The organism is Halovulum marinum (genome assembly GCF_009697225.1).
GTDB classification, from domain to species: Bacteria; Pseudomonadota; Alphaproteobacteria; order Rhodobacterales; family Rhodobacteraceae; genus Halovulum; species Halovulum marinum.
Genome location: NZ_WIND01000014.1, coordinates 45,188 through 71,354, shown reverse-complemented (window position 1 = coordinate 71,354; position 26,167 = coordinate 45,188). Strand labels below are relative to the sequence as shown.

At 70.7% G+C, this 26,167-nt stretch carries 24 protein-coding genes; 17 read left to right on the top strand and 7 right to left on the bottom strand.

Annotation, left to right across the window (positions count from 1 at the left end; all coding sequences use genetic code 11):
• Positions 1-44: 44 nt before the first annotated feature.
• On the bottom strand, positions 45-1,586 hold the full coding sequence (locus GE300_RS15565) for a trimethylamine methyltransferase family protein (RefSeq protein WP_154447712.1): 1,542 nt from the start codon (positions 1,584-1,586) through the stop codon (positions 45-47).
• A gap of 225 nt (positions 1,587-1,811) precedes the next feature.
• On the opposite strand from GE300_RS15565, the gene guaA reads away from it, so the two are divergent.
• Positions 1,812-3,377, top strand: coding sequence for a glutamine-hydrolyzing GMP synthase (guaA, locus tag GE300_RS15560; RefSeq protein ID WP_154447710.1), 1,566 nt, complete (start codon positions 1,812-1,814; stop codon positions 3,375-3,377).
• A 191-nt stretch (positions 3,378-3,568) separates the two neighbouring features.
• On the opposite strand, the gene GE300_RS15555 is transcribed toward guaA, so the two are convergent.
• Positions 3,569-4,207, bottom strand: a complete 639-nt coding sequence (locus tag GE300_RS15555; RefSeq protein ID WP_233417080.1) for a neutral zinc metallopeptidase — start codon at positions 4,205-4,207, stop codon at positions 3,569-3,571.
• A 76-nt stretch (positions 4,208-4,283) separates the two neighbouring features.
• Between GE300_RS15555 and GE300_RS15550 the strand changes: the two genes are divergently transcribed.
• The 8 genes from GE300_RS15550 (at position 4,284) to GE300_RS15515 (ending at position 11,657) form a co-directional block, all read left to right on the top strand.
• Positions 4,284-5,165 (top strand): DMT family transporter, encoded by an 882-nt coding sequence (locus GE300_RS15550; RefSeq protein WP_154447706.1) that lies wholly within the window; start codon positions 4,284-4,286, stop codon positions 5,163-5,165.
• A 94-nt stretch (positions 5,166-5,259) separates the two neighbouring features.
• Positions 5,260-5,796 (top strand): inorganic diphosphatase, encoded by a 537-nt coding sequence (gene ppa, locus GE300_RS15545; protein ID WP_154447704.1) that lies wholly within the window; start codon positions 5,260-5,262, stop codon positions 5,794-5,796.
• A gap of 256 nt (positions 5,797-6,052) precedes the next feature.
• Complete coding sequence (locus GE300_RS15540; RefSeq protein WP_154447702.1) at positions 6,053-7,150, top strand: OmpP1/FadL family transporter; 1,098 nt, start codon at positions 6,053-6,055, stop codon at positions 7,148-7,150.
• Between the two features lie 129 nt (positions 7,151-7,279).
• Positions 7,280-8,155, top strand: coding sequence for an ATPase (locus tag GE300_RS15535; RefSeq protein ID WP_154447700.1), 876 nt, complete (start codon positions 7,280-7,282; stop codon positions 8,153-8,155).
• 30 nt (positions 8,156-8,185) lie between these two features.
• Positions 8,186-9,106 (top strand): homoserine O-acetyltransferase MetA, encoded by a 921-nt coding sequence (gene metA / locus GE300_RS15530; RefSeq protein ID WP_154447698.1) that lies wholly within the window; start codon positions 8,186-8,188, stop codon positions 9,104-9,106.
• A complete protein-coding gene (locus tag GE300_RS15525) occupies positions 9,096-10,037 on the top strand; it encodes an alpha/beta fold hydrolase (protein ID WP_154447696.1) in 942 nt (313 codons plus the stop codon). The genes metA and GE300_RS15525 overlap by 11 nt, the downstream gene beginning before the upstream one ends.
• A 57-nt stretch (positions 10,038-10,094) precedes the next feature.
• A complete protein-coding gene (ppk2, locus tag GE300_RS15520; protein ID WP_154447694.1) occupies positions 10,095-10,970 on the top strand; it encodes a polyphosphate kinase 2 in 876 nt (291 codons plus the stop codon).
• A 51-nt stretch (positions 10,971-11,021) separates the two neighbouring features.
• Positions 11,022-11,657: a TetR/AcrR family transcriptional regulator gene (locus GE300_RS15515; RefSeq protein ID WP_154447692.1), complete on the top strand. Its 636-nt coding sequence runs from the start codon at positions 11,022-11,024 to the stop codon at positions 11,655-11,657.
• A gap of 30 nt (positions 11,658-11,687) precedes the next feature.
• On the opposite strand, the gene GE300_RS15510 is transcribed toward GE300_RS15515, so the two are convergent.
• On the bottom strand, positions 11,688-13,997 hold the full coding sequence (locus GE300_RS15510) for a hypothetical protein (protein ID WP_154447690.1): 2,310 nt from the start codon (positions 13,995-13,997) through the stop codon (positions 11,688-11,690).
• A 150-nt stretch (positions 13,998-14,147) separates the two neighbouring features.
• Between GE300_RS15510 and GE300_RS15505 the strand changes: the two genes are divergently transcribed.
• From GE300_RS15505 to GE300_RS15495, 3 genes are all read left to right on the top strand, one after another.
• Complete coding sequence (locus GE300_RS15505) at positions 14,148-14,564, top strand: DUF2852 domain-containing protein (RefSeq protein WP_154447688.1); 417 nt, start codon at positions 14,148-14,150, stop codon at positions 14,562-14,564.
• 74 nt (positions 14,565-14,638) lie between these two features.
• On the top strand, positions 14,639-15,112 hold the full coding sequence (locus GE300_RS15500) for an RDD family protein (protein ID WP_154447686.1): 474 nt from the start codon (positions 14,639-14,641) through the stop codon (positions 15,110-15,112).
• 73 nt (positions 15,113-15,185) lie between these two features.
• Positions 15,186-16,007 (top strand): arginyltransferase, encoded by an 822-nt coding sequence (locus tag GE300_RS15495; RefSeq protein WP_154447684.1) that lies wholly within the window; start codon positions 15,186-15,188, stop codon positions 16,005-16,007.
• Positions 16,008-16,026: 19 nt separating this feature from the next.
• Here GE300_RS15495 and GE300_RS15490 read toward each other — a convergent pair whose 3' ends face one another.
• Together GE300_RS15490 and GE300_RS15485 are read right to left on the bottom strand one after the other, a co-directional pair.
• Positions 16,027-16,962 carry a hypothetical protein gene (locus GE300_RS15490; protein WP_154447682.1) on the bottom strand — a complete coding sequence of 312 codons (936 nt, stop codon included), beginning with the start codon at positions 16,960-16,962 and terminating at the stop codon, positions 16,027-16,029.
• 69 nt (positions 16,963-17,031) lie between these two features.
• Positions 17,032-18,105, bottom strand: a complete 1,074-nt coding sequence (locus GE300_RS15485) for a TRAP transporter substrate-binding protein (RefSeq protein ID WP_154447680.1) — start codon at positions 18,103-18,105, stop codon at positions 17,032-17,034.
• 581 nt (positions 18,106-18,686) lie between these two features.
• Here GE300_RS15485 and GE300_RS15480 point away from each other — a divergent pair.
• Genes GE300_RS15480 through ilvN form a run of 3 tightly spaced genes read left to right on the top strand, consistent with a single transcriptional unit; the run spans position 18,687 to position 21,780 of the window.
• Positions 18,687-20,441, top strand: coding sequence for an acetolactate synthase 3 large subunit (locus tag GE300_RS15480; protein ID WP_154447678.1), 1,755 nt, complete (start codon positions 18,687-18,689; stop codon positions 20,439-20,441).
• Between the two features lie 9 nt (positions 20,442-20,450).
• Complete coding sequence (locus GE300_RS15475; RefSeq protein WP_233417079.1) at positions 20,451-21,206, top strand: sulfotransferase domain-containing protein; 756 nt, start codon at positions 20,451-20,453, stop codon at positions 21,204-21,206.
• Positions 21,207-21,219: 13 nt separating this feature from the next.
• Positions 21,220-21,780 carry an acetolactate synthase small subunit gene (gene ilvN, locus GE300_RS15470; protein WP_154447674.1) on the top strand — a complete coding sequence of 187 codons (561 nt, stop codon included), beginning with the start codon at positions 21,220-21,222 and terminating at the stop codon, positions 21,778-21,780.
• Positions 21,781-21,812: 32 nt separating this feature from the next.
• Here ilvN and GE300_RS15465 read toward each other — a convergent pair whose 3' ends face one another.
• Complete coding sequence (locus GE300_RS15465; protein ID WP_154447672.1) at positions 21,813-22,499, bottom strand: class I SAM-dependent methyltransferase; 687 nt, start codon at positions 22,497-22,499, stop codon at positions 21,813-21,815.
• The gene (locus GE300_RS15460; RefSeq protein ID WP_154447670.1) at positions 22,489-23,625 is read right to left on the bottom strand and encodes a CaiB/BaiF CoA transferase family protein; all 1,137 of its coding nucleotides are present in this window, start codon (positions 23,623-23,625) and stop codon (positions 22,489-22,491) included. Before GE300_RS15460 ends, GE300_RS15465 begins: the two co-directional genes overlap by 11 nt.
• A 222-nt stretch (positions 23,626-23,847) precedes the next feature.
• Here GE300_RS15460 and GE300_RS15455 point away from each other — a divergent pair, with 222 nt between their 5' ends.
• Both GE300_RS15455 and GE300_RS15450 read left to right on the top strand, forming a co-directional pair.
• A complete protein-coding gene (locus tag GE300_RS15455) occupies positions 23,848-24,702 on the top strand; it encodes an HpcH/HpaI aldolase/citrate lyase family protein (protein WP_154447668.1) in 855 nt (284 codons plus the stop codon).
• Positions 24,669-26,165, top strand: a complete 1,497-nt coding sequence (locus tag GE300_RS15450; protein WP_154447666.1) for a fumarate hydratase — start codon at positions 24,669-24,671, stop codon at positions 26,163-26,165. The genes GE300_RS15455 and GE300_RS15450 overlap by 34 nt, the downstream gene beginning before the upstream one ends.
• The last annotated feature ends 2 nt before the right edge of the window (positions 26,166-26,167 follow it).

The following is a 26,167-nucleotide window of genomic DNA, read 5'->3' as shown; positions in this document are numbered from 1 at the left end:
CCGGCGCGGGCGCCGGGGCTGATGCGTCGCAGCGGCGAGGCCGCTCAGACGAAGGCGTCGGGCATCTCGGCCTTGCGGCGGGCGACGTAGTCCGCCAGCGACTCGGCCACGCCGGGATCGAGCGCCGGCTGCTGATAGTCGCCAAGCAGCTTGCGCACCCGGCGCGCAGCCAGCGCCTGGCTGTCCAGCCCGCCGTCCTCGGACCAGGTCTCGAACGGCTTGTAGTCGAAGGCGTGGCTGCGCCAGAACGCCTGCTTGAAGTGCGCCTGGGTGTGCGCGCAGCCCAGGAAGTGGCCGCCCGGCCCGACCTCGTGCAGCGCGTCCATCGCCTGCCCGGCCTCGGACACGTCCACGCCCCGCGCCAGGCTGTGCAGCGCGCCGAGCTGGTCGGCATCCAGCACGAACTTCTCGAACGAGGCGACCAGCCCGCCCTCCAGCCAGCCGCAGGCGTGCAGCATGAAGTTGACGCCGCCCAGCAGCGCCGCGTTCAGCGTGTTTGCCGACTCGTAGGCGGCCTGCGCGTCGGGCAGCTTCGAGCCGCACAGCCCGCCGCCCGAACGGAACGGCAGGTTCAACCGCCGCGCCAGCTGCCCCGCGCCATAAAGGATCTTCGACGCCTCGGGGGTGCCGAAGGTGGGCGCGCCGGAGTTCATGTCGATCGAGGCGACGAAGGCGCCGAAGATCACCGGCGCGCCGGGGCGCACCAGCTGCGCATAGGCGATGCCGGCCATCGCCTCGGCCAGCACCTGGGTCAGCGTGCCGGCCACCGTCACCGGCGACATCGCCCCGCCGACGATGAACGGCGAGACGATGCAGGCCTGGCCGGCGCGGGCATAGACCTCGAGCGCGCCCATCATCGTGGCGTCGAAGGTCAGCGGAGAGTTCACGTTGATGAGCGAGGTCATCACCGTGTTCTCGTTCACGAATGCCTCGCCGAACAGCAGCCGGCACATGGCCACGCTGTCCTCGGCCCGGCCGGGTTCCGTCACCGAGCCCATGAACGGCTTGTCGGTCAGCGTCATGTGCGCCAGCAGCATGTCGAGGTGGCGCTTGTTCACCGGGATGTCGGTCGGCTCGCACACCGTGCCGCCGGAATGGTGCAGCCATTCCGACATGTAGCCGAGCCGCACGAAGTTCTGGAAATCGGCCAGCGTGGCGTAGCGGCGCCCGCCCTCGGCGTCGCGCACGAACGGCGGGCCGTAGACCGGGGCCAGCACCAGGCTGTCGCCGCCGATCACCACGCTGCGCTCGGGGTTGCGGGCGTGCTGGGTGATGGTCGCGGGCGCGCTTGCGCACAGCTTGCGCGCCAGGCCGCGGGGGATGTGCACCCGCTCGCCCTGCACGTCGGCGCCGGCGTCCTTCCACAGCTTCAGCGCCGCGGGGTTCTCGACGAAGTTGACGCCGATCTCCTCCAGCACCGTCTCGGCGTTGCGCTCGATGATCTGCAGCGCTTCGTCGTCGAGGATGTCGTAGGTGCCGATGCGCCGCCGGATGGTCGGCGCGCAGCTCACGTTGACCGCGGTGCGTTCGGCACGCCGCGCGGCCCCGCCTCCGCCCCTGCCTCGCCGCCGGCCGCCTTCGCTCATCGCATCCTCCATCGCCGCATCCTCGCCAACGCTGCGCCATGTCCCGTCTCGACCGGTATAGACCCGCAGGGCCGTCCCGCCCCTGCCCGATTGCGAAGCGATCCGGCAGGGAAACGACATGGCCCCGGTTCGGGCGGGTCGGTGCGGGCGGGTCGGTGCGGGCGCGGTGAGGGCCGCGACACCCGCGCCCTTGCGCGAATCCCGCCTCGCGCCTAAAGCGCCGTCATGCAAGACACGAGCCACGAGCGCCTGCTGATCGTCGACTTCGGCAGCCAGGTCACCCAGCTGATCGCCCGCCGCCTGCGCGAGGCGAACATCTATTGCGAGATCCACCCGTTCCAGTCGGTCACCGACGACAGCCTGCGCGCCTTCGCGCCGCGCGCGGTGATCCTGTCGGGGGGCCCGGCCAGCGTCACCGCGCCGGGCAGCCCGCGCCCGCCGAAGGCGGTGTGGGAACTGGGCGTGCCGGTGCTGGGCATCTGCTACGGCCAGCAGGTGATGATGACCGAGCTGGGCGGCCGGGTCGAAAGCGGCCACGAGCGCGAGTTCGGCCGCGCCTTCGTCGCCCCCGCCGGCGCGCACGGCGAGGATACGATCTTCGCCGGCCTGTTCGGCGACGGCCGCGAAGAGGTCTGGATGAGCCACGGCGACCGGGTCACGCAGCTGGCGCCGGGGTTCGAGGTGATCGGCACCTCGCCGAACGCGCCCTGCGCCATCGTCGCGGATCCGGCGCGGAAGTTCTTCGCGGTGCAATTCCACCCCGAGGTGCACCACACGCCGAACGGCCGGCGGCTGCTGGCGAACTTCACCCGGCTGGCGGGGTTCACCGGCGACTGGACCATGGCCGCCTACCGCGAGCAGGCGATCCAGGCGATCCGCGACCAGGTCGGCGACGAGAAGGTGATCTGCGGGCTGTCGGGCGGCGTCGATTCGTCGGTGGCGGCGGTGCTGATCCACGAGGCGATCGGCGACCGGCTGACCTGCGTGTTCGTCGATCACGGCCTGCTGCGCCAGAACGAGGCCGACGAGGTCGTCGGCATGTTCCGCGACCACTACAACATCCCGCTGATCCACGCCGACGAGAGCGACCTGTTCCTGACCGCGCTGGAGGGCGTCGGCGACCCCGAGCAGAAGCGCAAGACCATCGGCAAGCTGTTCATCGAGGTGTTCGAGAAGCACGCCAGGTCGATCGGCGGCGCGAAGTTCCTGGCGCAGGGCACGCTGTACCCGGACGTGATCGAGAGCGTCAGCTTCTCGGGCGGGCCGTCGGTCACGATCAAGAGCCACCACAACGTCGGCGGCCTGCCCGAGCGCATGGACATGGCGCTGGTCGAGCCGCTGCGCGAGCTGTTCAAGGACGAGGTCCGCGCGCTGGGCCGCGAGCTGGGCCTGCCCGAAAGCTTCGTCGGCCGCCATCCCTTCCCCGGCCCCGGCCTGGCGATCCGCTGCCCCGGCGAGATCACCCGCGACAAGCTGGAGATCCTGCGCAAGGCCGACGCGGTCTACATCGACCAGATCCGCAAGCATGGCCTTTATGACGAAATCTGGCAGGCGTTCGTCGCGATCCTGCCGGTGCGCACCGTCGGCGTGATGGGCGACGGACGGACCTACGACTATGCCTGCGCGCTGCGCGCGGTGACGTCGGTGGACGGGATGACGGCGGACTACTACCCGTACACCCACGCGTTTCTGGGCGAGACCGCGACGCGGATCATCAACGAGGTCCACGGCATCAACCGGGTGACCTACGACATCACCTCGAAGCCGCCGGGCACGATCGAGTGGGAGTGACGGGCGGTGCAGCGGGCTTCCGCCATGACGGCAGCCCGGCCGCCGAAACGGCCCGGCGCATCGCCGCGATGTTTCGGTTCCGCGCGAACACGCCGCTGTTGAAGGCCACGGGGCTGAAGGGTCTCGGCGCGCTCAGGAACCCGGCGCAAAGCCGACGGCCGGCGCGCCCTTTCAGGTAGCTGTCGGATCGCTCACCTGTCGAATGCGGCCGGCAGATCGCCGACCTCGCACCGGCCGGCGTCCGCCTCGCGGTAGCCCCACTGCAGCCATTCGCCCCGGATCGTGGGCGGCAACGGCTCGGGCCGGCCGTTCTCGATGGGCTCCGCCCCCCAATGCGGAGCAGTAAGGTGATCCGTCGCGGCCCGAACCGCAGGATCGCTTGCCGTCGTTTCCGTCGACGACAGGATCACCCCCGCCAGGCAGTCCGCCTGAAGCTCGAGCGCGGCGCGCAGCTCGGGCGTGTCGGCGCGCGCGGCGATGCCGGCGCGGAGCTGGGCGGCATGGCCCAGCTGGTGCGCCACCAGATAGGCGGCCGCCGGTTCGGACAGCCTCTGGTCGATGTCCGCGGCCAGGTAGACCAGGTTCGCGCTCGTGCAGTAGCGCACCAGCTCCGACGCCGGCGGCCCGCCGCAGACCCGTCCGATCGCCGAGGTCAGGCGCACCGCCGGCAGGTTCGGGAACAGCCGGCCGGCGGCGCGGACCGTGGCCTCGACCATGCGGGCGGATTTCGGGTTCACCGCCGCCATCTGCACCTGCGCGGCGGCGGCGACCGGGACCGCCGCGGGAACGGCGGCGAGGCAGGACAGCACGAGGAGCGCGGCGCGGATCATGCGCCCGACACTAGGACGCGCGGCGCCGGCGCGGCAAGCGGCTTGACGACCGCCGCGGCGCGTGGTCCCTGCGCGCATGGACCAGACACCCCGGCCTCTCGCCGCCTTCGCCTTCATGCTGGCGGGCATCTTGTCGTTCACGCTGATGGCGGTCGCCGGGCGCGAGCTGGCGGGGCATCACGACACCTTCGAGATCATGTTCTACCGCTCGCTGCTGGGCATCGGCATCGTGCTGGCGGTGGGCGGACTGGCCGGCTCGCTGGGGCAGATCAACACCGGCCAGATCCGGCTGCACGGGCTGCGCAACGTCTTCCACTTCACCGGGCAGAACCTGTGGTTCTTCGCCGTCGGGCTGATCCCGCTGGGGCAGCTGTTCGCGCTGGAGTTCACCACCCCGCTGTGGGTGGCGCTGCTGGCGCCGCTGGTGCTGGGCGAGCGCTGGCGGCTGACCCGCGGCGTGGCGGCGGTGGTCGGCTTCGCCGGCATCCTGATGGTCGCCCGCCCCGACACCATCGTGCTGAGCCCCGGCGTGGTGGCGGCGATCCTGAGCGCCTTCGGCTTCGCCGGCACCATGCTGGTGACGAAGATCCTGTCGCGCCGCGACGGCGTCACCTGCATCCTGTTCTGGCTGGTGGTGTTCCAGTCCGGCTTCGGCCTGGTCACCGCCGGCATCGACGGCGACATCGCCGCGCCCACCGCCGCCAGCCTGCCCTGGCTGGCCGTGGTCGGCTGCACCGGTCTGTTCGCGCACTGGTGCATCACCAACGCGCTGAAGCGGGCGCCGGCGTCGATCGTCAGCCCGATGGAGTTCCTGCGCCTGCCGGCGATGGCGGTCACCGGCTACCTGCTTTATGCCGAGCCGCTGGAGCCGGCGGTGTTCCTGGGCGCGACGATGGTGCTGGGCGCCAACCTGCTGAACATCGCCGTCGAGCAGCGGCGACAAAACGCCCCCGGGTAAGCTGCCGCCTTTTCCAGCGCGCCGCTTCGTGCTAACCGCCCCGGCAGACACCCTGCCCGTGTTTCCAATCCAGACAAGGACGGAGCCTTTCAAGATGAACATCGACAAGATTCCCGCCGGCAAGAACCCTCCCAGCGACATCAACGTGGTGATCGAGATCTCGGGCGGCGCCGCCGGCGGCGCGCCGGTCAAGTACGAGATCGACAAGGAGTCGGGCGCGGTGTTCGTCGACCGGATCGTCAACACCTCGATGTTCTACCCGTGCAACTACGGCTTCGTGCCCAACTCGCTGCACGCCGACGGCGATCCGACCGACGTGCTGGTGATCAACGGCTTCTCGCTGATGCCGGGCTCGGTCATCCGCTGCCGCCCGGTGGGCGTGCTGAAGATGGAGGACGACGGCGGCATGGACGACAAGCTGATCGCGGTGCCGGTCGACAAGGTCGACCCGTTCCAGTCCAACATCCGCAACCTGGCCGACGTGCCGCAGCGCACGCTGGACCGGATCAAGCACTTCTTCGAGCACTACAAGGATCTGGAAGAGGGCAAGTGGGTCAAGGTGATCGGCTGGGGAGAGAAGGCCGAGGCCGAGCAGATCCTGTCGGCATCGGTCGAGGCTGCGAAGAAGTGAGGTCCTGCCCGGCGCGCCGCACCCCGGCGCGCCCGGCATAGCGACATGTCTGCGCCGGACGGAACGCCCGTCCGGCGTCCGGTTCCCGCCGCACGGACCTGCCGATCCGGCATCTGACGCCTGCGGGTCACAGTACGCCGGGTCAACCTGAGATTGACGCGGCGTCAGTGATTGATCCGTCGTATACTCCCGGGGCTATTACTTCCGAAATCGTGAAATTCGGCGAGCAAGCCGTATCCGGGAGGAGCCCTTGACCATGACTCGAATTGCCCTCACGGCCGCCTTCGTGGCTGGCTCGGCCCTGTCCGCGTACGCGGCGGGCATCGAGCGCACAGCGCCGTCACCCCGCGTCCTGTTCGAGGACGGGCGCTATTTCGAACTGTCGGCGACGCTGGTCTCGCCCGACCTGTCCGGCGAGGGCGGCCTGCTGTCGCCGGCGGGCTCGACCGGCGATCTGCTGCAGCACTTCGCATCCTTCGACATCGCCTACAAGGCCGACCTGACCGACCGCATCTCGTACGCGCTGACGCTGGGCACGCCCTGGGGCGTGGACACCGAGTATCCGGTGGTCGCCGGTTCGGGCTATTCCGGCACCGCGGCGGACCTGGATTCCTATGCGCTGACCGGGATCGTCAGCTACGAGGTGACGCCGAACATCACCGCCTACGGCGGCGTGGTCGGCCAGTATATCGAAGCGGTGGCGTTCTTTCCGTTCGGCGCGGCGCTGGGTCTGGCGGGCCCCTACCAGGTCGACGCCGAGGGCGACTTCGGCTTCGGCTTCATGGGCGGCGTCGCCTACGAGCGCGAGGACATCGCGCTGCGCGTGGCGCTGACCTACTATTCCGAGATCGAGCACGACCTGAGCACCACCGAAACCAACGGCGCCGCGGTCAGCAGCACCTCGACCGACATCGCCACCCCGCAGTCGGTGAACCTTGAGTTCCAGACCGGGATCATGGAGGACACGCTGCTGTTCGGCTCGGTGCGCTGGGTCGACTGGTCCGAGTTCTCGATCGCGCCGCCGGTGTTCACCGCCGCGGTCGGCGCGCCGCTGGTGGACTACGAGGAGGACTGGATCACCTACACCCTGGGCGTGGGCCGCAAGTTCAACGAGAACTGGTCGGGCGCGGTACAGGGCAGCTGGGAGCCGGCGTCCGACACCACGCTGACCACCCTGGGCCCGGTCGACGGGCGCTGGTCGGTCGGCCTGTCGGCGACCTACACCTACGAGAACACCAAGATCACCGGCGGCCTCAGCTACATCTCGCTGGGCGAGGCGGAAAACTTCGCCGGCACCGCGTTCGACGACGGCAGCGCGATCGCCGCCGGGGTCCGCATCGGCTGGTATTTCTGAGCCGGCGTTCCGCTCGGCCCGTTCGCCCGAACCGCCCGCCGGCCGCCGCCGGCGGGCGTTTTGCATTTGCGGAGCGGCGCGGGCGGGGCTAGGCATGGGCCCCGATCCCCCCCGGAACACGAGCCGCAGATGAGCTATCGCACCGCACAAGACTGGCTGGACGCCCCACGCAGGCGGGTGGCGCTGTTCGGCATGTCCGGACTCGGCAAGACGCATGTCTCGAACCTGCTGCGCGAGGGCGGCGCGTGGTTCCACTACTCGGTCGATTTCCGCATCGGCACGCGCTACATGGGCGAGCACATCGTCGACAACTTCAAGCGCGAGGCGATGCGCAACCCGTTCCTGCGCGAGCTGCTGATGTCGGATTCGATCTACATCGCCTCGAACCTGACGTTCAAGAACCTGTCGCCGCTGTCGACCTATCTCGGCAAGCCGGGCGATCCGGACAAGGGCGGCATCCCGTTCGAGGAATACGTCCGCCGCCAGCGCCTGCACCGCGAGGCCGAGATCGCCGCGACGCTGGACGCGCTGGCCTTCGCCGACAAGGCCGAGGCGATCTATGGCTATTCGCATTTCGTCTGCGACACCTCGGGCAGCCTGTGCGAGGTGGTCGACCCGGACGATCCCGAGGATCCGGTGCTGCAGCCGCTGAGCGCGAAGATCCTGCCGGTCTGGATCCGCGGCACCGAGGCGCATGTCGAGGCGCTGGCGGCGCGGTTCGACCGCGCCCCGAAGCCGATGTACTACCAGGAGGACTTCCTGCGCGCGATCTGGGCCGAGTATCTTGCCGCCGAGGGCGTGGCCGAGGCGCGGGTCGATCCGGACGCGTTCATCCGCTGGGGCTTCCGCCGGCTGCTGGAGCACCGGCTGCCGATCTACGCCGCGATCGCCGAGCGCTGGGGCGTGACCGTCGAGGCCGAGGACATCGCGCAGGTAAGCAGCGCTCACGATTTCGAGCGGCTGATCGCCCGGGCCTTGCCCTCGGGCGGCAAAGCCGCGATGTAAGGACCCTTGCACAGCAGACCCGGACCGCCGATGCCGATCAAGATCCCGTCAGACCTGCCCGCCTTCGACGTGCTCGAGCGCGAAGGCGTGATGGTGATGACCGAGGACCGCGCCGCGCGCCAGGACATCCGCCCGATGCAGATCGCGCTGCTGAACCTGATGCCGAAGAAGGCGCTGACCGAGACCCAGTTCGCGCGGGTGATCGGCGCGACGCCGCTGCAGATCGACCTGAGCCTGATCCGCATGTCGCACCACGAGACGCGGAACACCTCGGCCGAGCACATGGAGGCGTTCTACCACCCGTTCCAGGAGATGAAGCACCGCAAGTTCGACGGGCTGATCATCACCGGCGCGCCGATCGAGCATCTCGAGTTCGGCGACGTGACCTACTACGACGAGCTGCGCGAGATCTTCGACTGGACCCAGACCAACGTGCACCACACCATGGGCGTGTGCTGGGGCGGCATGGCGATGCTCAACCACTTTCACGGTGTGCACAAGGACCGGCTGGCGCGCAAGGCGTTCGGCTGTTTCCGGCACCGCAACCTGGCGCCGGCCTCGCCCTATCTGCGCGGCTTCTCGGACGATTTCGTGGTGCCGGTCAGCCGCTGGACCGAAATGCGCGTGTCGGACATCCGCGCCAACCCGGATCTCGAGATCCTGATGCAGTCCGACGAGGTCGGCCCCTGCCTGGTGGACGATCCGGCGCACCGGGCGCTCTACATGTTCAACCACCTCGAGTACGACAGCGACACGCTGAAGCAGGAGTACGACCGCGACGTCGCCGGCGGCGAAAGGATCGAGCCGCCGGTGAACTATTTCCCCGGCAACGATCCGGCGCGCACGCCCGAGAACCGCTGGCGCTCGCACGGCCACCTGCTGTACGGCAACTGGGTCAACCAGATCTACCAGACCACCCCCTACGCGCTGGACGACATCGGTGCGGCCTGACCGCCGCCGCGCCCTGGGCGCCGCCGCCGCGCTGGGCGCGGGACTGCTTGCCGCCTGCACCGGCGGGCGCGGCGCGGCCCCGGACGCCGCCGCCGCGCGCGGCGAGTTCGTCGAGGTCGAGGGCCTGCGCCTGCACTACCGCACCATGGGCCGCGGCCCCAAGGCGGTGGTGATCCACGGCGCCAGCGGCAACATGCGCGACTGGACCATCGGCCCGGCCGAGACGCTGGCGCGCAGCAACACGCTGCTGCTGTTCGACCGCCCCGGCCTGGGCTTTTCCGAGCGGCCGGCGCGCGGCGGCAGCGACCCGTTCGTGCAGGCCCGGCTGATGCGCGCCGCGGCGGCGAAGCTGGGCTTCGGCCGGGCGCATCTGGTCGGCCATTCCTACGGCGGCTCGGTGGCGCTGGCCTGGGCGCTGGACGCGCCGGACAGCGTCAGCGGGCTGCTGGCGATCGCCGCCCCCAGCCAGGTGTGGGACGGCGGTGTCGGGCTGGTCTACGAGCTGGCCGCGAACCCGGTGACCGGGCCGCTCTTCGCCGGGCTCGCCCCCGGTCTGGTCGGCGAGGACGCGGTGAAGGGCGCCATCGCCCGGGTGTTCGCGCCGCAGTCGCCGCCGCCCGGCTATGCCGAGCAGATCGGCGCGCGGCTGGCGCTGCGCCCCGAGACGCTGCGCGCCAACGCCCGCGACCTGACCCGGCTGAAGGGCCACATCCGGCGCATGGTGCCGCGCTACGGCACGCTGCGGATGCCGGTGGAGCTGGTGCACGGCGACGCCGACGAGGTGGTCGGCGCGGCGATCCACTCGGACCTGCTGGCGCGGCAGCTGCCGGACGTGCGCTACGACCGGCTGGCCGGCATCGGCCACATGCCGCACCACGTCGCCACCGGCGCGGTCGCCGCCGCGCTGGCGCGGCTGAACGCCCGGCTCTGAGTTGCCCTGCCGGGCGCGGCGGCCTATCCTCCGCCGGGCCGCCAGCAGGGAATGTTCATGACCGACGACTTCGACAAGCCGTTCGACGCCGCCATCAGCCGCTACTTCGAGAAGGAGGCGCCGAAGGCGGTGCGCAAGCGGATCGAGACCGCCGGCAAGGACGAGATCCTCGACCCGGACTATCCCTACGACTGCGAGATCGACCGCGACGACTACGAGCGGCAGATGGAGGCGCTGCAGATCGCGCTGATGCGCACGCAGATCTGGGCGCAGAGCACCGGCGCGCGCGTCGCGGTGGTGTTCGAGGGCCGCGACGCCGCCGGCAAGGGCGGCACCATCAAGCGCTTCCGCGAGAACCTCAACCCGCGCGTCGCGCATGTCGTGGCGCTGTCCAAGCCGTCGGACGTCGAGCGCGGGCAATGGTATTTCCAGCGCTACGTCGCGCACCTGCCCGCGGCCGGGCAGATCGCCTTCTTCGACCGCTCCTGGTACAACCGCGGCGTGGTCGAGAAGGTGTTCGGCTTCTGCACCGACGAGGAGCGCGCGCGCTTCTTCGCGCAGGTCAACGATTTCGAGGCGATGCTGGCCGGCGACGGCATCCACCTGATCAAGCTGTGGCTGACCGTCGGCCGCGCCGAGCAGCTGAAGCGGTTCCTGAAGCGCGAGAAGGACCCGCTGAAGCACTGGAAGCTGTCCGGGATCGACGTCAAGGGGCTGGCGCTGTGGGACGAGTACACCCAGGCGATCACCCAGACCTTCGTCGCCAGCGACAGCCCCGAGGCGCCGTGGACGGTGGTGCGCTCGGACGACAAGAAGCGCGCGCGCCTGGCGGCGATCCGCGCGGTGCTGTCGCGGCTGCCGGTGCCGGGGCTGGAGGTCGACGCGCCGGACCCGAAGATCTGCGGCACGCCGTCCGAGATGGGGATGGTATGAGCGCGCCCCGCGTCCCTGCCCCGCCCGCCGCCGCGGGCCGACCGGCCTGACATGGCCAGCGACCAGACCACCTCGCGCCGCGGCTATCACCACGGCAACCTGCGCCGCGCGCTGGTCGACGCGGTGCTGGAACTGGTGGTCGAGAAAGGGCCCTACGGCTTCACCGTGGCCGAGGCCGCGCGCCGCGCCGGGGTCAGCCCGGGCGCGCCCTACCGCCACTTCAAGAACCGCGAGGAGATCATCGAGGAGGCCGCCCGCGAGGGTTTCGAGATGTTCGGCGACCTGCTGGAGCATGCCTTCGCCACCGCCCCCGGCTCGCCGCTGGCGGGGTTCGAGGCGACCGGGCGCGCCTACCTGGCGTTCGCGCGCAAGTTCCCCGGCTACTACATCACCATGTTCGAAAGCGGCGTCGGCATCGCCGCCAACCCGGAGCTGAAGCTGGCCGCCGACCGCGCCTTCACGGTGATGACCCGCGCCGCCGAGGCGCTGATCGCGCGGATGCCGCGCGACCGGCGGCCGCCGGCGACGATGATCAGCCACCACATCTGGGCGATGTCGCACGGCGTGGTCGAGCTGTTCGCGCGCTCGCAGCCCGGCTCCAAGACCCCGTTCGACGCCGAGGAGCTGCTGGAGACCGGCGTCGGCATCTACCTGCGCGGGCTGGGCCTGGTCGATCCCGACCGCTAGCCCCGGCTTGCCGGGCGCGGCGGGGCCCGGTCAGCGCCTGACCGCCTGCGGCACGACCTTCTGCATCAGGGCCGGCAGGTCCGCCGGATCGCCGGGCTGCTCCAGCACCGACTCGAGGCTGCGCAGCGGGTCGTTGTCGGCGATCACCACGCCGCGGTTGACCCGGTTCTCGTTGTGCACGAAGGCGTCCTCGCCGCTGCGCGGCGTGATCCGCACCTCGCAGGGCAGTTCCACCGCCAGGTCGTACTCCATCCGGCAGAAGGTCTCGGTCGCCAGCAGCCAGCCCAGGGTGTAGCCGCGCTCGCGGATGTCCAGGCTGAACGGGATCAGGTTCTGCGCGACATGGGCGCGGACCCGGTCGCGCGCCGGCAGGGTCCGCGCCGAACGGGCGTTGTTGAACGCCCGCAGCGGCGACATCAGCTCGCCCAGCCCGTAGGCGCGCACCGGCTCGGTCGGCTGCGCCAGGTCGAACGCCAGCACCACGAACTCCAGCCCGAGCGGCGTCTCCAGCGGCTTGAGCACGTCCAGCAGGTCGGCAATCGTGTCCAGACCCGAGTTCTCGTAGTAGCCGCCGTCGACGAAGCGCGCCTTCGGCCGCGGCGCGTCCGGCGCGGCGTCGCAGTACTCGCGCCGCGTGCGCTGGCCGGTACACTTCGGCAGGCGCACCGCCCCGGCCGGCGAGATCAGCGGGAAGCGCGCGCTGAGCAGCGACGCGGCGGCGATCGAGGGCACGCGGCAGGCGCCGTCGCCGGCGCGGCAGCCCATCATCTGCGCGAAGGTGACCGCGCGTCCGGACGGAAACGCCGTCAGCGGGCTGGACGCGATCATCCGCGTGCCGGTCGCCACGTCGGTGGTGTTCAGCAGCAGCATCGGCGCGTCGCCCCCGGGCCGCCAGTGCGCCAGGATCGGCGTCTCCAGCCCCTGCCCCGCGGGCACGATGCCTTCGGCCTCGAGCGCGGCGTCGAAGGCGGCGGCCAGCCGGCGCTCGGCAACGCGGGCGCGGTCGGCGATCCCCACCGGCCAGAACGCGAAGCGCGCCAGCAGGTCGGGAAACAGCAGCGCCGTGCCCATCGGTGACAGGAAGTCCTGGCGCAGCGCGGTGCGCACGACGCGCACAGCGCTGCCCTCGGGCACCTCGGTCGCCGCCGTCGGCCGGCCGCAGCGGCCGTCGCCGGCCGGGGCCAGCACGCCGCGCTCGCGCACCAGGCTGGCGAAGACGCCGACCCCGACCGCGCCGCCCGAGACGCCGCTGAGCGCGAACACGCGCGCCGCGAAGCCCGGGTTCCGGTCCTGCAGATCCGCCAGCAGCACCGCCGACTGGTAGGCGGCGTACAGCCCGCCGCCCTGCGCCGCCACCAGGTAGACCTGGTAGGGCGCGGTGTCCGGCGCGCGCCGGTCCGGCGGCAGATAGTCCGGACGGCAGGCCAGCCAGGCGCGGAACAGCCGCTCCAGCTGCGCCGCGCCCTCGGGGCCGCTGGCCTGCCTGCCCTCGAGCGCCTGCACATGCGCGGGCACCGGCGCGGCGGCCAGCCGGATCTCGTGGTTGTCGTTCCAGTCCAGCGCCGAGACCAGCGCCACCCAGCCCAGCAGCAGCAGCGTCACCGGCACGCCGGTCTCGTCCTCGATCCAGCCGACGGTGTTGGCCACCGCCGCCAGCGCCGCGGCGAACAGAACCACCACCGGCAGCGCGCCGGCTGTCTGCCCGAACCAGCCCGGCAGCGCCACCGCCAGCAGCGTCAGCGCCGCCAGCCCGACGCCAAGGCGCACCGCCAGCCGGCGGCTGTCGCGCCGCCGGGCCAGCCGGTCGGCCAGCACCGCGAGCCCGGCGGAAACCAGCGTCAGCGCCAGCAGCAGCCAATAGACCGACACATAGTCGGCATGGGTGCCGGGCGAGACCGCGAACCGGCCCAGGGTCAGCACGAACGCCGCCAGCGGCAGATAGCATACCGCGGTGATCAGCCGGCCCGGCGGCGGCACCGGCCGGATCGCGAAGGCGTGGCGCGCGCGGGCCAGCAGGGTCAGCCAGACCGGCAGGAACGCCACCAGCAGCGCCGGCCAGGTGGTGCGCGCCAGCTCCTCGAGGGTGATGCCGGGCAGCAGCAGCTCGCGCAGCGATCCGACGTCGAATTTCGCCGGGTCGCCGTCAGGGAAGATCTGCGCCAGCCGCAGCGCCACGAACTCGGCGTTGACGATCATCGTCTCGCGCAGCTGGCCGGTCGCCACCAGCGCCAGGCTGACGCCCAGCGCGATCGAGACATGCGCCCGGTAGACGTACAGGCGGTGGAACAGCGGGCGCACCCGCCCCCAGTTCCCGCGCACCGCGTCCGGTATCCACTGCATCGCCATCCCCCCGCGCGATGTCCGGCCATTCATGCTATCCTGCCCCGGCGACGCGCGGTGCACAGTTTTTTTCCGCACACCTCTTGAAGCCGCGATCGCCCTCACCGATCTATGTAAATGTAAGACACATTTACATTGCGAGGTCACCAAATGCACGCAGTCTCACGGTACTTCCGCGAAGCCGAAGCCTGGCTTGACGCCCGGGGCAAGGGCGCGTGGATCGCGACCATGGTGGTCGCGTTCATCCTGTTCTGGCCGCTGGGCCTGACCCTTCTCGTCTACATGATCTGGAGCAACCGCATGTCCTGTTCTGCCCGCAAATGGTCCCCCACCGGCGCCCGCTTCCGGACCTCGGGCAACACCGCCTTCGACGCCTACCGCGACGAGACGCTGAAGCGGCTGGAGGACGAGCAGGCCGCCTTCACCGACTTCCTGGAGCGGCTGCGCAAGGCGAAGGACCAGGCCGAGTTCGACCAGTTCATGGACGACCGCGCCCGCCGCAGCCGCGACCGGCAGCGCAACGACGCCGACGATGCGCCCGACACCGGCGCGCCGCAGCCGGCCTGATCACCGCATCGCCGGCGCCGCCCCTTGAACCTGGGGCGGCGCCGGCCGATCTTTATCCTCCAGAGACGTCGATCATGGACCACTTCGCACGCATGCACCCGCTTCACGATCTTCCCCACCCCGAGCACGACACGCAGTTCTATGACGGCGTGCCGCTCAAGCGCCTGGTGGCGTGGCTGATCGACTTCACCGCCATCGTGCTGGCGACCGTGGTCGCGACGCTGGCGATCGGCCTGCTGACCCTGGGCCTGGGCTTCGCGCTGTTTCCGGCGATCCTGTTCCTGGTGACGTTCCTGTACCGCTGGCTGACGATCGCCGGCAGTTCCGCCACCCCCGGGATGATGCTGATGGGGATCGAGCTGCGCAGCTGCGACGGCCACCGCCTGACGCCGGTGATCGCCGCGGTCCACACCGGCATCTTCATGTTCCTGATGGCCTCGGTGGTCGGCTGGATCGGCACCGCCGTGTCGATCTGGGTGACGCGCTACAACCAGGGCCTTCCCGACCTGCTGCTGGGAACCACCGCGATCAATCGACCGTTGAACTAGGCGCCGCGATTTGTGATTGCCTGAAGTCGCGGCATGCTGCTAGCGTTTCCGGACGCCGACGGGGAACTCAGCCATGCGTCACAGCCTGCCACAGTCGCCGCAGTTCTATGTGACGGCACCGCAGCCCTGCCCCTATCTGGCCGGCAGGGTCGAGCGGAAGCTGTTCACCGCGCTGCAGGGCGGCAGCGCCGACAAGCTGAACGACGTCCTGTCCCGGCAGGGCTTCCGCCGCTCGCAGAACGTGCTCTACCGGCCGTCCTGCGCCGACTGCGCCGCGTGCCTGTCGGCGCGGATCGTGGTCGACGGCTTCCAGCCGCGCCGCACCATGCGCCGGGTGCTCAGGCGCAACGTCAACGTGCTGCGCGAGGCCACCACCCCCTGGGCCAGCGAGGACCAGTTCGCGCTGTTCCGCAAGTACCTGGGCAGCCGCCATTCCGACGGCGGCATGGCCGACATGGACGTCTATGAATACGCCGCCATGGTCGAGGAGACGCCGGTCCGCTCGCGCATCGTCGAGTACTACGACGAGGACGAGTATGGCCGCCGTCTGATCGCCGTGTGCCTGACCGACCTGCTGTCTGACGGGCTGTCGATGGTCTATTCCTTCTTCGACCCCGACCTGGCGGACCGCTCGCTGGGCTCCTACGTGATCCTCGATCACATCCAGATCGCCCGCGCCGCGAACCTGCCCTATGTCTACCTGGGCTACTGGGTGCCGGGCTCGCGCAAGATGGACTACAAGGCCCGGTTCAAGCCGCTGGAGATCTATCGCGGCGGCCGCTGGCGCGAGCTGGACGAGGCCACCGAGGCGCGGATGAACACCCACCCGCTGGAGAACGACCCGATCGCCGAACAGGTCGCCGCGATCTACCTGCCCGAAGACGAGACCGGCTAGGCCGGCCACGCTGGTGCGCCTACGGCGCGGTCAGTAGGCAGCGCATCAGCTCCGGCAGGTTGTGCGGGCCGGGGCGGACCAGTTCGCCCTTCGGCGCCGGCGCGGCAGCGTCGGCATCCGGCAGGCCGAACTGCGCCGCCAGCAGGCGCCGGTCCTCGGCGAAGAAGGCATGGATCTGGCCGATCTGCTCGGCGTCGAAGACGTCGGCGTCCGGCGCGCGCGTGCCGCACCGGCGGTCCAGGTCGTACGCATTGTGGATCAGCCTGTGCACATCGACGCCGCGCGCGCCGCCACCACGGTAGAAATCCAGCAGCACCATCGTCATCCGCGCGCTGAGGGAGACGTTGTAACGCTTCTGCACCTGTGCGGTCAGCACTTCGCCGGACAGGCGCGTGACCAGATCGCCGGGCAGGTCGAGCGCGCGGTAGTCCAGCACCTCGACCGCGCAGCCGGTCTGTACCATGGTGTCGAGGATTGGCACATAGCGCAGCTTTTCGCGGTGTTCGCGGTAGTAGTCCATCGGCGCGAGCGTGGTGACGTGGCGCTTGACCCGTTCCAGGTACATCGAGCGCAACCAGTCCACATGCGGCCGCACCACCGCCACGGCGCACACGTCGTGGTCTGGAAACGCCGCGCGGATGTGGCCCAGAAGCCGGGCGTTCTGGATCGTCGCCAGATCCTCGCACGACAGCACCGTCAGCGGCGGCGGCCCGCCGTCTGCGCACGCGACCTCGGCAACCAGCGCCTGCAGGCTGTCGGTGCGCCCGTGGCGCAGATCCTCGACCAGCTGGTGATGCGCGTGCGGCCAGTGCTCCAGCCGCCCGGCGTGCGGGTAGTGAAAGCCGGCGTCCGCCTGCTCCGCCTGCGCCGAAAGCGCCATCTGCACGGCCGACGACCCGGTCTTGTGGAACCCCACATGCACCAGCAGCCGCGGCCGCGCCGTGTCGTCGGTCATCATCTGCTCCGCCTGCCTCGGTTTCCCGAGGTCTAGCGGCGAAAAGGTTAACAACTCCTGAAGACCGCCTCAGCCCATCAGCCGGTCGCGCTGGGTGCGGTACGGCATTTCCGATGCGGACAGCCAGCGGCTGGTCGCGCGCATCGAGCGCCGGTAGCTGTCATACACCTCGGAGTAGAGCGGCTCGACAAGGTGCTCCTGGTGGATCTGCGCCGCGGCGGTGCCGAAGGCGTCCCAGACATCGGCCGGAAACTCGGCCAGGGTCAGCCGCGACCGGGCCATCCGCTGCATCGCGCGGCCGTTCTGCGACAGGTACTGCGCCAGCGACCACTGGTGCGTCTCGGCCGAGGCGATCTCGATGATGCGCTGGTGCGCCGGGATCAGGCCGTCGTAGACATCCCGGTTCACCGCCAGCGTCAGCCCGCCGGCGGGTTCGTGGAAACCGGCCGGGTAGTAGTAGCTGACCAGATCGCCCAGCCCGGCGCGCTCGTCGGCCCAGGGGCCGACCCATTCGGTGGCGTCGATCGCGCCGGTGCGGAGCGCCTCGTAGACCTCGGCCCCCGGCAGGGTGATCACCTCTGCCCCCAGCTCCATCATCACCTTGCCGCCGAGCCCGGGCATCCGGATCCGCAGGCCCTGGAAATCCTCGGGACCGGTGATCAGCCGGCGGTACCAGCCGCCGGCCTGCGCGCCGGTGTTGCCGGCGAGAAAGGATTTCAGGTTGAAGATGTCGCCCAGGCGGTCGTGCAGCTCGCGCCCGCCGTCCTGATAGTACCAGGTCGCCATCTCGGCCGCGGTCATCCCGAACGGCACGGTGGTAAAGAAGGCATAGGCCGGATGCTGGGCGGTGAACCAGTAGTCGGGGCCGTGGTACATGTCGACCTGGCCCGAGGTCACGGTGTCGAACACGTCGTAGGCGTGCACCAGCTCGCCCGCGGCCTTCAGATCCACGGTAACGGCGCCGTCGCTCATCTGGCTGATCGAATCCGCGGCGTGCTGGGCCGCGTCATGAACCCCGTCGGCCCCCCGTTCCCAGGTCGTGACCATGGTCAGCGTGCGCCGGTTCTGCGCCAGCGCGGGGGCACCGAGCGCACTGGCCGCGCCCCCCAGCGTGCCGGCCTGCAGGAATTTCCGGCGATGCATGCCCCCACCTCCATGACGTTCGGTCAACCCCAATGGCGACCGTTCTAGCGCCGCGGGACCGTCTACGGAATAGCGTTTTGCAACCACGGCTGAAGAATCGCGGAAGCGTGGCGCGAAAAAACCATTCCACGGCATGGATTTGGCAAGCGGACTTCAACCTCCCGGAACGGCGCCGCCGGATCGGAACCGGGAACGGGGCGGCTGCGGCGGCGGCGCGGACCGCCTGGGCGGCGGCAGGGTCCGGGCGGCGGGCCGCCGGCGCCGCGGCAGCCGATCCGCACGTCGCAAGCTGCCCGCGGCGCCGGGATCGTGCGTCGGCGCACGCCGATCTTGCCGATCCGTGCGCGGCAGAGCCTTCGCGCGAAATTTTCAAAAAGCGCACCTTCGGTGTTGACCCCGCAAAACGCCCCCCCTAAAACCAGTCCCCATGACACGGAACGTCGTACTTATCGGAACGCGCGGGCACCGGCGGGGATAGACCCCGGACCGGAACGCTCGCGCACAGGCCCCTCATGGGGCCTTTTTTGTGCCCGCAAGGGGCGACGCGGGGGAACCGGGCCCGCGCAGACAGGAGAAGGCAAATGGCTGGGAAGATGACCGGCGCGCAGATGGTGGTTCAGGCCCTGAAGGATCAGGGGGTGGACACGGTATTCGGCTATCCGGGCGGCGCCGTGCTTCCGATCTACGACGAGATCTTCCAGCAGAACGAGATCCGGCACATCCTGGTCCGGCACGAGCAGGGCGCGACGCACGCCGCCGAGGGCTATGCGCGCTCGACCGGCAAGCCCGGCGTCGTGCTGGTGACCTCCGGCCCCGGCGCCACCAACGCGGTCACCGGCATGACCGACGCGCTGATGGATTCGATCCCGATCATCGTGCTGACGGGCCAGGTGCCGACGTTCATGATCGGCAACGACGCCTTCCAGGAGGCCGACACGGTGGGCATCACCCGCCCCTGCACCAAGCACAACTGGCTGGTGAAGGACACCGACCGGCTGGCCGAGACCATCCACCAGGCATTCCATGTCGCCACCCACGGCCGGCCGGGCCCGGTGCTGGTCGACATTCCCAAGGACGTGCAGTTCGCCACCGGCAGGTACGTCGCGCCGGCGAAGGCCAGCACCGGGCACTACAACCCGCAGGTCAAGGGCGACATCGACGCCATCACCGCCGCGGTCGAGGCGCTGGAGAACGCCGAGCGTCCGGTGATCTATTCGGGCGGCGGCGTGGTCAACTCCGGCCCCGCCGCCAGCCAGCTGCTGCGCGAGCTGGTTTCGGCCACCAACTTCCCCGTCACCTCGACGCTGATGGGGCTGGGCTGCTACCCGGCCTCGGGCGCGAACTGGCTGGGCATGCTGGGCATGCACGGCACCTACGAGGCGAACTGGGCGATGCACGACTGTGACTACATGCTGTGCATCGGCGCCCGGTTCGACGACCGCATCACCGGCCGGGTGGACGCGTTCAGCCCGCAGTCGGTCAAGGTCCACATCGACATCGACCCGTCGTCGATCAACAAGAACATCCATGTCGACATCCCGATCGTCGGCGACATCGGCCACGTGCTTGAGGATCTGCTGCGCGTCTGGAAGGCGCGCGGCCGCAAGACCAGATCCGAAGCCGTCGCCAAGTGGTGGGCGAAGATCGAGGAATGGCGCGCGGTCAAGTCGCTGTCCTATGTGAACTCGGACAGCACCATCAAGCCGCAGTACGCGCTGCAGCGGCTGGAGGCGCTGACCAAGGGCCGCGACCGCTACATCACCACCGAGGTCGGCCAGCACCAGATGTGGGCAGCGCAGTTCCTGGGCTTCGAGGATCCGAACCGCTGGATGACCTCCGGCGGGCTGGGGACCATGGGCTACGGCATGCCGGCCAGCATCGGCGTGCAGGTCGCGCATCCCGACGCGCTGGTGATCAACGTCGCCGGCGAGGCGTCGTGGCTGATGAACATGCAGGAGATGGGAACCGCGGTGCAGTACCGGCTGCCGGTCAAGCAGTTCATCGTGAACAACGAGCGCCTGGGCATGGTCCGCCAGTGGCAGGAGCTGCTGCACGGCGAGCGCTATTCCCACAGCTGGTCCGAATCGCTGCCCGATTTCGTCAAGCTGGCCGAGGCGTTCGGCGCCAAGGGCATCCTGTGCGACAACCCCGCCGATCTGGACGACGCGATCCAGGAGATGCTGGACTACGACGGCCCGGTGATCTTCGACTGCGTGGTCGAGAAGCACGAGAACTGCTTCCCGATGATCCCGTCGGGCAAGGCGCACAACGAGATGCTGCTGGGCTCGGCCTCGACCAAAGGCGCCATCGATGTCGGCGGCGCGGTCCTCGTCTGAGGCATGCAGATGGACCCGCAAATCGTCTTCAGCTACGGCCTGACGAAAAGCGGGTCCACGCTGGCCTATCAGCTGGTGCTGGTGGCGCTGGAGCGTGCCGGCCATCCGCAGCCCGCGCTGCGCCTGCCCGGCGTCACCGTCAGCCGCAGGATCAACGCCATCGAGCATCTTGACGCCGACGCCGCCGCGCGGATGCGGGCGGCGGTCGCGGCGCACGGGCACCCGGTGGCGTTCAAGACCCATACCCGCCCCGACCCGGCGGTGCGGGACATGGTGCGGGCCGGGGCGCTGGCGCACGCGGTGGTGCGCGATCCGCGCGACATCGCCCTGTCGATGGTCGATCACGGGGTGCGCGCGCGCGCAGCCCGAAAGCCGGCGTTCGCCGAGATCCACCACCTCGACGACGCGCTGCGCGGCATCGACGGGCAGATGGAGACGCTGGCGCAGTGGCTGGCGCTGCCCGGCGTACGGATCCTGCGCTACGACCGGCTGGCGTTCGACACCGTGGCCGCGACCGCCGCGATCCTCGAGCACCTTGGCCTGGACGGCGATCCGCAGGCGATCGCGGACGAGGTGCTGTCGCGCCGCTTCATCCAGCTCAACGCCGGCCGCCGCGACCGGCACCGCGCCGAGATGAGCGCGGCCGACAGCGCCCGCATCCGCGCCCGCTATGCCCCGTTCTACGACCTGGTCCTGCCCGAAGGCGCGCCGCCGCCGCCGCCGGGCACGCCGCTGACCGCGCCGCTTCCCGCCGGCGCCCGATAACCCGAGGAAGACAATGAACGCACTCGCCATCAAGAAGGGCTCCAGCCGCAAGAGCGCCTACGATCTGCGCAACCCGCTGGACGAACACCAGGAAACGCACACCCTGACCGTGCTGGTCGACAACGAGGCCGGGGTGCTGGCGCGGGTCATCGGCCTGTTCTCGGGCCGCGGCTACAACATCGACAGCCTGACCGTCGCCGAGGTGGACCACCAGGGCCACCGCTCGCGGATCACCATCGTCACCACCGGCACGCCCGCGGTGATCGAGCAGATCAAGCACCAGCTGGAGCGGATGGTGCCGGTCTATTCGGTGAACGATCTGACCGTCGAGGGCCCCTCGGTCGAGCGGGAGCTGGCGCTGGTCAAGGTCAACTGCACCGGCGAGAAGCGCGTCGAGGCGATGCGCACCGGCGAGGTGTTCCGCGCCAACGTCGTCGATTCGACGCTGGAGAGCTTCGTCTTCGAACTGACCGGCGGCCCCGAGAAGATCGACGCATTCGTCGCGCTGATGGTGCCGCTGGGTCTGGTCGAGGTCAGCCGCACCGGCGTCGCCGCCATCGCGCGCGGGGTCTGAGCCGGCCTATTGCGGCGGTGCCGCGCCCGGCCCTAGGGCTTGCGGAACGCCCACAGCACCAGCGGCTGCACCAGCCGGTAGCCCCCGGCGGTTCGCTCGGCCTGCGCCAGGAACAGGCGCTCCAGCGCGGGCCCGTGCGCGTCGATCGCCGCCGCCCGCGCCGGATCGACGGCCAGCAGGGCGGCGGCGAACTCCGCTACGCCGGCGAAGCGCGAGGCGCGGTCATAGCGCTCGTGCCGGGTCAGGTCCGCGCCGAGCTGCGCCGCGAAGGCGGCCAGCGCCTGCAGCGCCTGGGCGCGGATCCCGGTCTCGTCCTCGACCGGCCGCATCGCCGCGAAGAACGGCCCCTCGGCCAGCGGCTCGACCACCAGCAGCGCGCCGCCCGGACGCAGCACCCGCCGCGCCTCGCGCAGCGCCGGCAGCATCGCGGGCTGCGGCACATGGTGCAGCGCGTTGAGCAGCACGGCGGCGTCGAAGGCGCCCTCCGCGAACGGCAGCGCCTCGGCGACGCCGCGAATCAGGGTGCCGGGTACACGGCCCGGGCGCGCCCGGTCGCGCGGCTCTGCCTGCGGGTCGATGCCGGCCGCATCGTAACCTTCGGCCAGCAGGCGACGGACCAGTGCGCCAGCGCCGCAGCCGATGTCCAGCACCCGGTTGCCGCCCGTCGCGCGCAGTTCCGCGAGCAGCCGCCGCAGCGTCGGGTCCGGTTCAGGAGACATCGGCCGAGGCGAATTCCCGGCGGATCTGCGCGCCGTGCGCGTCCAGCGCCGGCACCGCGCCGAACTCGGGCACCTTGCCGTCGGCGGTCGCGCCGGGCGCCAGCAGGCGGACCGGGCCGCTGGGGGTCCCGACCTCGACGAAGCGGTTCTGCGGGTGCCGCGCCAGATCCTCCATGCTGCTGACCGCGCCGTTGGCGATGCCCGCGGCCTCGAGCCGGGCGCTGACCGCGGCGCGGTCGTCGCGGGCGAACACCTCGAGGATGATCGCGTCCAGCGCGTCGCGGTGCGCCACCCGGTGCGAGTTGCCGTCGAACCGCGGATCGGTGGCCAGCGCGGCGTCGCCCAGCACCTCGGCGCAGAACCGGACCCATTCGCGCTCGTTCTGGATCGAGAACAGGATCTCCTTGCCGTCGCTGCAGGCATAGGCGCCGTAGGGGGCGATGGTCGGGTGGTTCAGCCCGTTGCGGTCCGGGGTCTTGCCGCCGTAGGCGTACTGCAGATAGGGCACGTTCATCCAGTCGGTCAGGGCGTGGAACAGGCTGACCGCTATGTGCCGCCCCTGCCCCGTCGCGTGGCGGGCGATCAGCGCCTGCAGCACCGCCTGGTGCGCGGTCATCCCGCAGGCGATGTCGCAGACCGACACCCCGACCCGGGCCGAGCCGTGCTCGTTGCCGGTGATCGCCGACAGCCCGCTTTCCGCCTGCACCAGCAGATCGTAGGCCTTGCGCCTGGCGTACGGCCCCTCGTCGCCGTAGCCCGAGATCGACACCGTGATCAGCTTCGGGTTCTGCGCCCGCAGCCGGTCGGGGGCGAAGCCCAGCCGCTCGACCGCGCCGGGGGCCAGGTTCTGGATGAAGACGTCGGCGGTGCGCAGCATCGCCTCCATCACCCGGCGGTCGGCCTCGGACCGCAGGTCCAGGCAGACCGATTCCTTCCCCCGGTTCAGCCAGACGAAATAGGCGCTCTCGCCGTGCACCAGCTGGTCGTACTGCCGGGCGAAATCGCCCTCGGGGCGCTCCACCTTGATCACCCGCGCCCCGGCCTCGGCCAGGCGACCGGACAGGTACGGCGCGGCCACCGCCTGCTCCAGCGTGACGACGAAAAGACCCGAAAGGTCGCCAGACATGTATCCTTCCCCGTGTTCTGCGTGCCTGCCCCAGGATGGACGATCCGCCGCGGCGGCGGAAATAGCATAACACTGTCCGGGGTATTGACCGCCCCAATGCCTCCGGGCCTCCGGGCGCGCGGCGATAGCGGGGCGCTATGGCGATCCGAGGCATTTCCTATTTGCCCGCGGCGGCGGCCGCGGGCAGGCTCAGCCGCACCCGGACCGCCACGGACGACACCGATGACCCTCGACACGCTCTCGCTGCCGCTGTTCCTGCCCGCCGACCGCATGGACCGGTTCGCCAAGGCCTGCGCCGCCGGCGCCGATGCGGTGATCCTGGATCTCGAGGACGCGGTCGCGCCCGAGACCAAGGATGCGGCGCGCGCCGGGCTGACCGCGATGGCGGGCGCGCCGCTGCCGGTGCTGGTGCGGATCAACGCCGCCGGCAGCGCCTGGTTCGACCGCGATCTCGAGGCGCTGGCCGCGCTGCCCGCCGCCGCGGTGGTGCTGCCCAAGGCCGAAACCGCCACAAGCTGCGCCGCGGTGGCCGAGCGCACTGGCAAGCCGGTGGTCGCGCTGATCGAGACCGCGCGCGGGCTGCGCGACGCCGAGGCGGTGGCGGCAAGCTGCGCCCGGCTGGCGTTCGGCTCGATCGACTATGCCGCCGACCTGGGCATGGCGCACGAACGCGACGCGCTGCTGCACGCGCGCGCGGCGCTGGTGCTGGCGGCGCGGCTGTGCGGGCAGCCGGCGCCGCTGGACGGCGTCACCACGGCGGTACGCGACACCGATCTGGTCGCCGCGGACGCCCGGCACGCGGTGGCGCTGGGCTTCGGCGGCAAGCTGCTGATCCACCCCGCGCAGATCGCCCCGGCGCGGCAGGGCTTCGCCCCCGCCCCGGCCGAGGTGGACTGGGCCCGCCGCGTGCTGGACGCCGGACGCGGCGCTGGCGCGGTGGTCAACCTGGACGGTATGATGATCGACGCGCCGGTCCTGAAGCGGGCCGAGCAGATCATCGCCCGCGCGCGCGAAGCGGGCGCCGGGCAGGAAGGACGGGACAGATGGCAGACGGACGGATCACCGAGCAGGAGCTGATCGACAGCGTCGCCGACGCGCTGCAGTACGTCTCGTACTACCATCCGCCGGACTTCATCGCCGCCATGGCCCGCGCCTACGAGACCGAGCAGAGCGAGGGCGCGCGCAACGCGATCCGGCAGATCCTGGTGAATTCGCGGATGTGCGCGACCGGAAGGCGCCCGATCTGCCAGGACACCGGCAGCGTCAACGTCTTCGTCGAGGTCGGCGTGCAGGCCCGCACCGACTGGACCCGGTCGCTGCAGCAGATGGTCGACGCGGCCGCCCGCCGCGCCTATGCGCTGGAGGCGAACCCGCTGCGCGCCTCGATCGTCGCCGACCCGCTGGGCCAGCGGCGCAACACCCGCGACAACACCCCGGCGATGCTGCAGACCGAGCTGGTCGCGGGCGACCGGGTGTCGGTCACCGTCTCGGCCAAGGGCGGCGGGTCCGAGAACAAGACGAAGTTCACGGTGCTGAACCCGTCGGATTCGGTCGCCGACTGGGTGGTGCGCACGGTCGAGACCCTGGGCGCGGGCTGGTGCCCGCCGGGGATGCTGGGCATCGGCGTCGGCGGCAGCGTCGACAAGGCGATGGCGCTGGCCAAGAAGGTGCTGAACGATCCGGTAGACATGCCCGATCTGCTGCGCCGCGGCCCGCAAACCGCCGAGGAGGCGCTGCGGCTGGAGGTCTACGAGCGCGTCAACGCGCTGGGCATCGGTGCGCAGGGCCTGGGCGGGCTGACCACGGTGCTGGACGTGAAGGTGGCCAGCTTTCCGACCCATGCCGCCTCGCTGCCGGTGGCGCTGATCCCGAACTGCGCCGCCACCCGGCACGCGCATTTCGTGCTGGACGGCTCCGGCCCGGTGGCGCTGGACCCGCCCGAGCTGTCGCTGTGGCCCGACCTGGGCACCGACGCGCCGCAGGGCCGGCGGCTCGACCTGGACACGCTGGACGACGCCACGCTGCGCACGCTGCAGCCGGGCGAGACGCTGCTGCTGTCCGGGCGGATGTTCACCGGGCGCGATGCGGCCCACAGACGCATGGTCGCGGCGCTCGAGCGCGGCGAGGCGCTGCCGGTCGATCTGCGCGGGCGCGCGATCTACTACGTCGGGCCGGTCGATCCGGTGGGCGACGAGGTGATCGGCCCGGCCGGGCCGACGACCTCGACGCGGATGGACAAGTTCACCCGGCCGCTGCTGGCCGCCAGCGGGCTGAAGCTGATGATCGGCAAGGCCGAGCGCGGCCCCGAGGCGATCGCCGCGATCCGCGAGCACGGCGCGGCCTACCTGATCGCCGTCGGCGGCGCGGCCTACCTGGTGTCGAAGGCGATCAAGTCCGCCCGGCCGGTCGCCTACCAGGACCTGGGGATGGAAGCGATCTACGAGATCGAGGTGCGCGACATGCCGGTGGTGGTGGCCGTCGACACGCGCGGCGCGTCGGTGCACGAGAGCGGCCCGCGGCAGTGGCGGCGCACCGCCTGAGC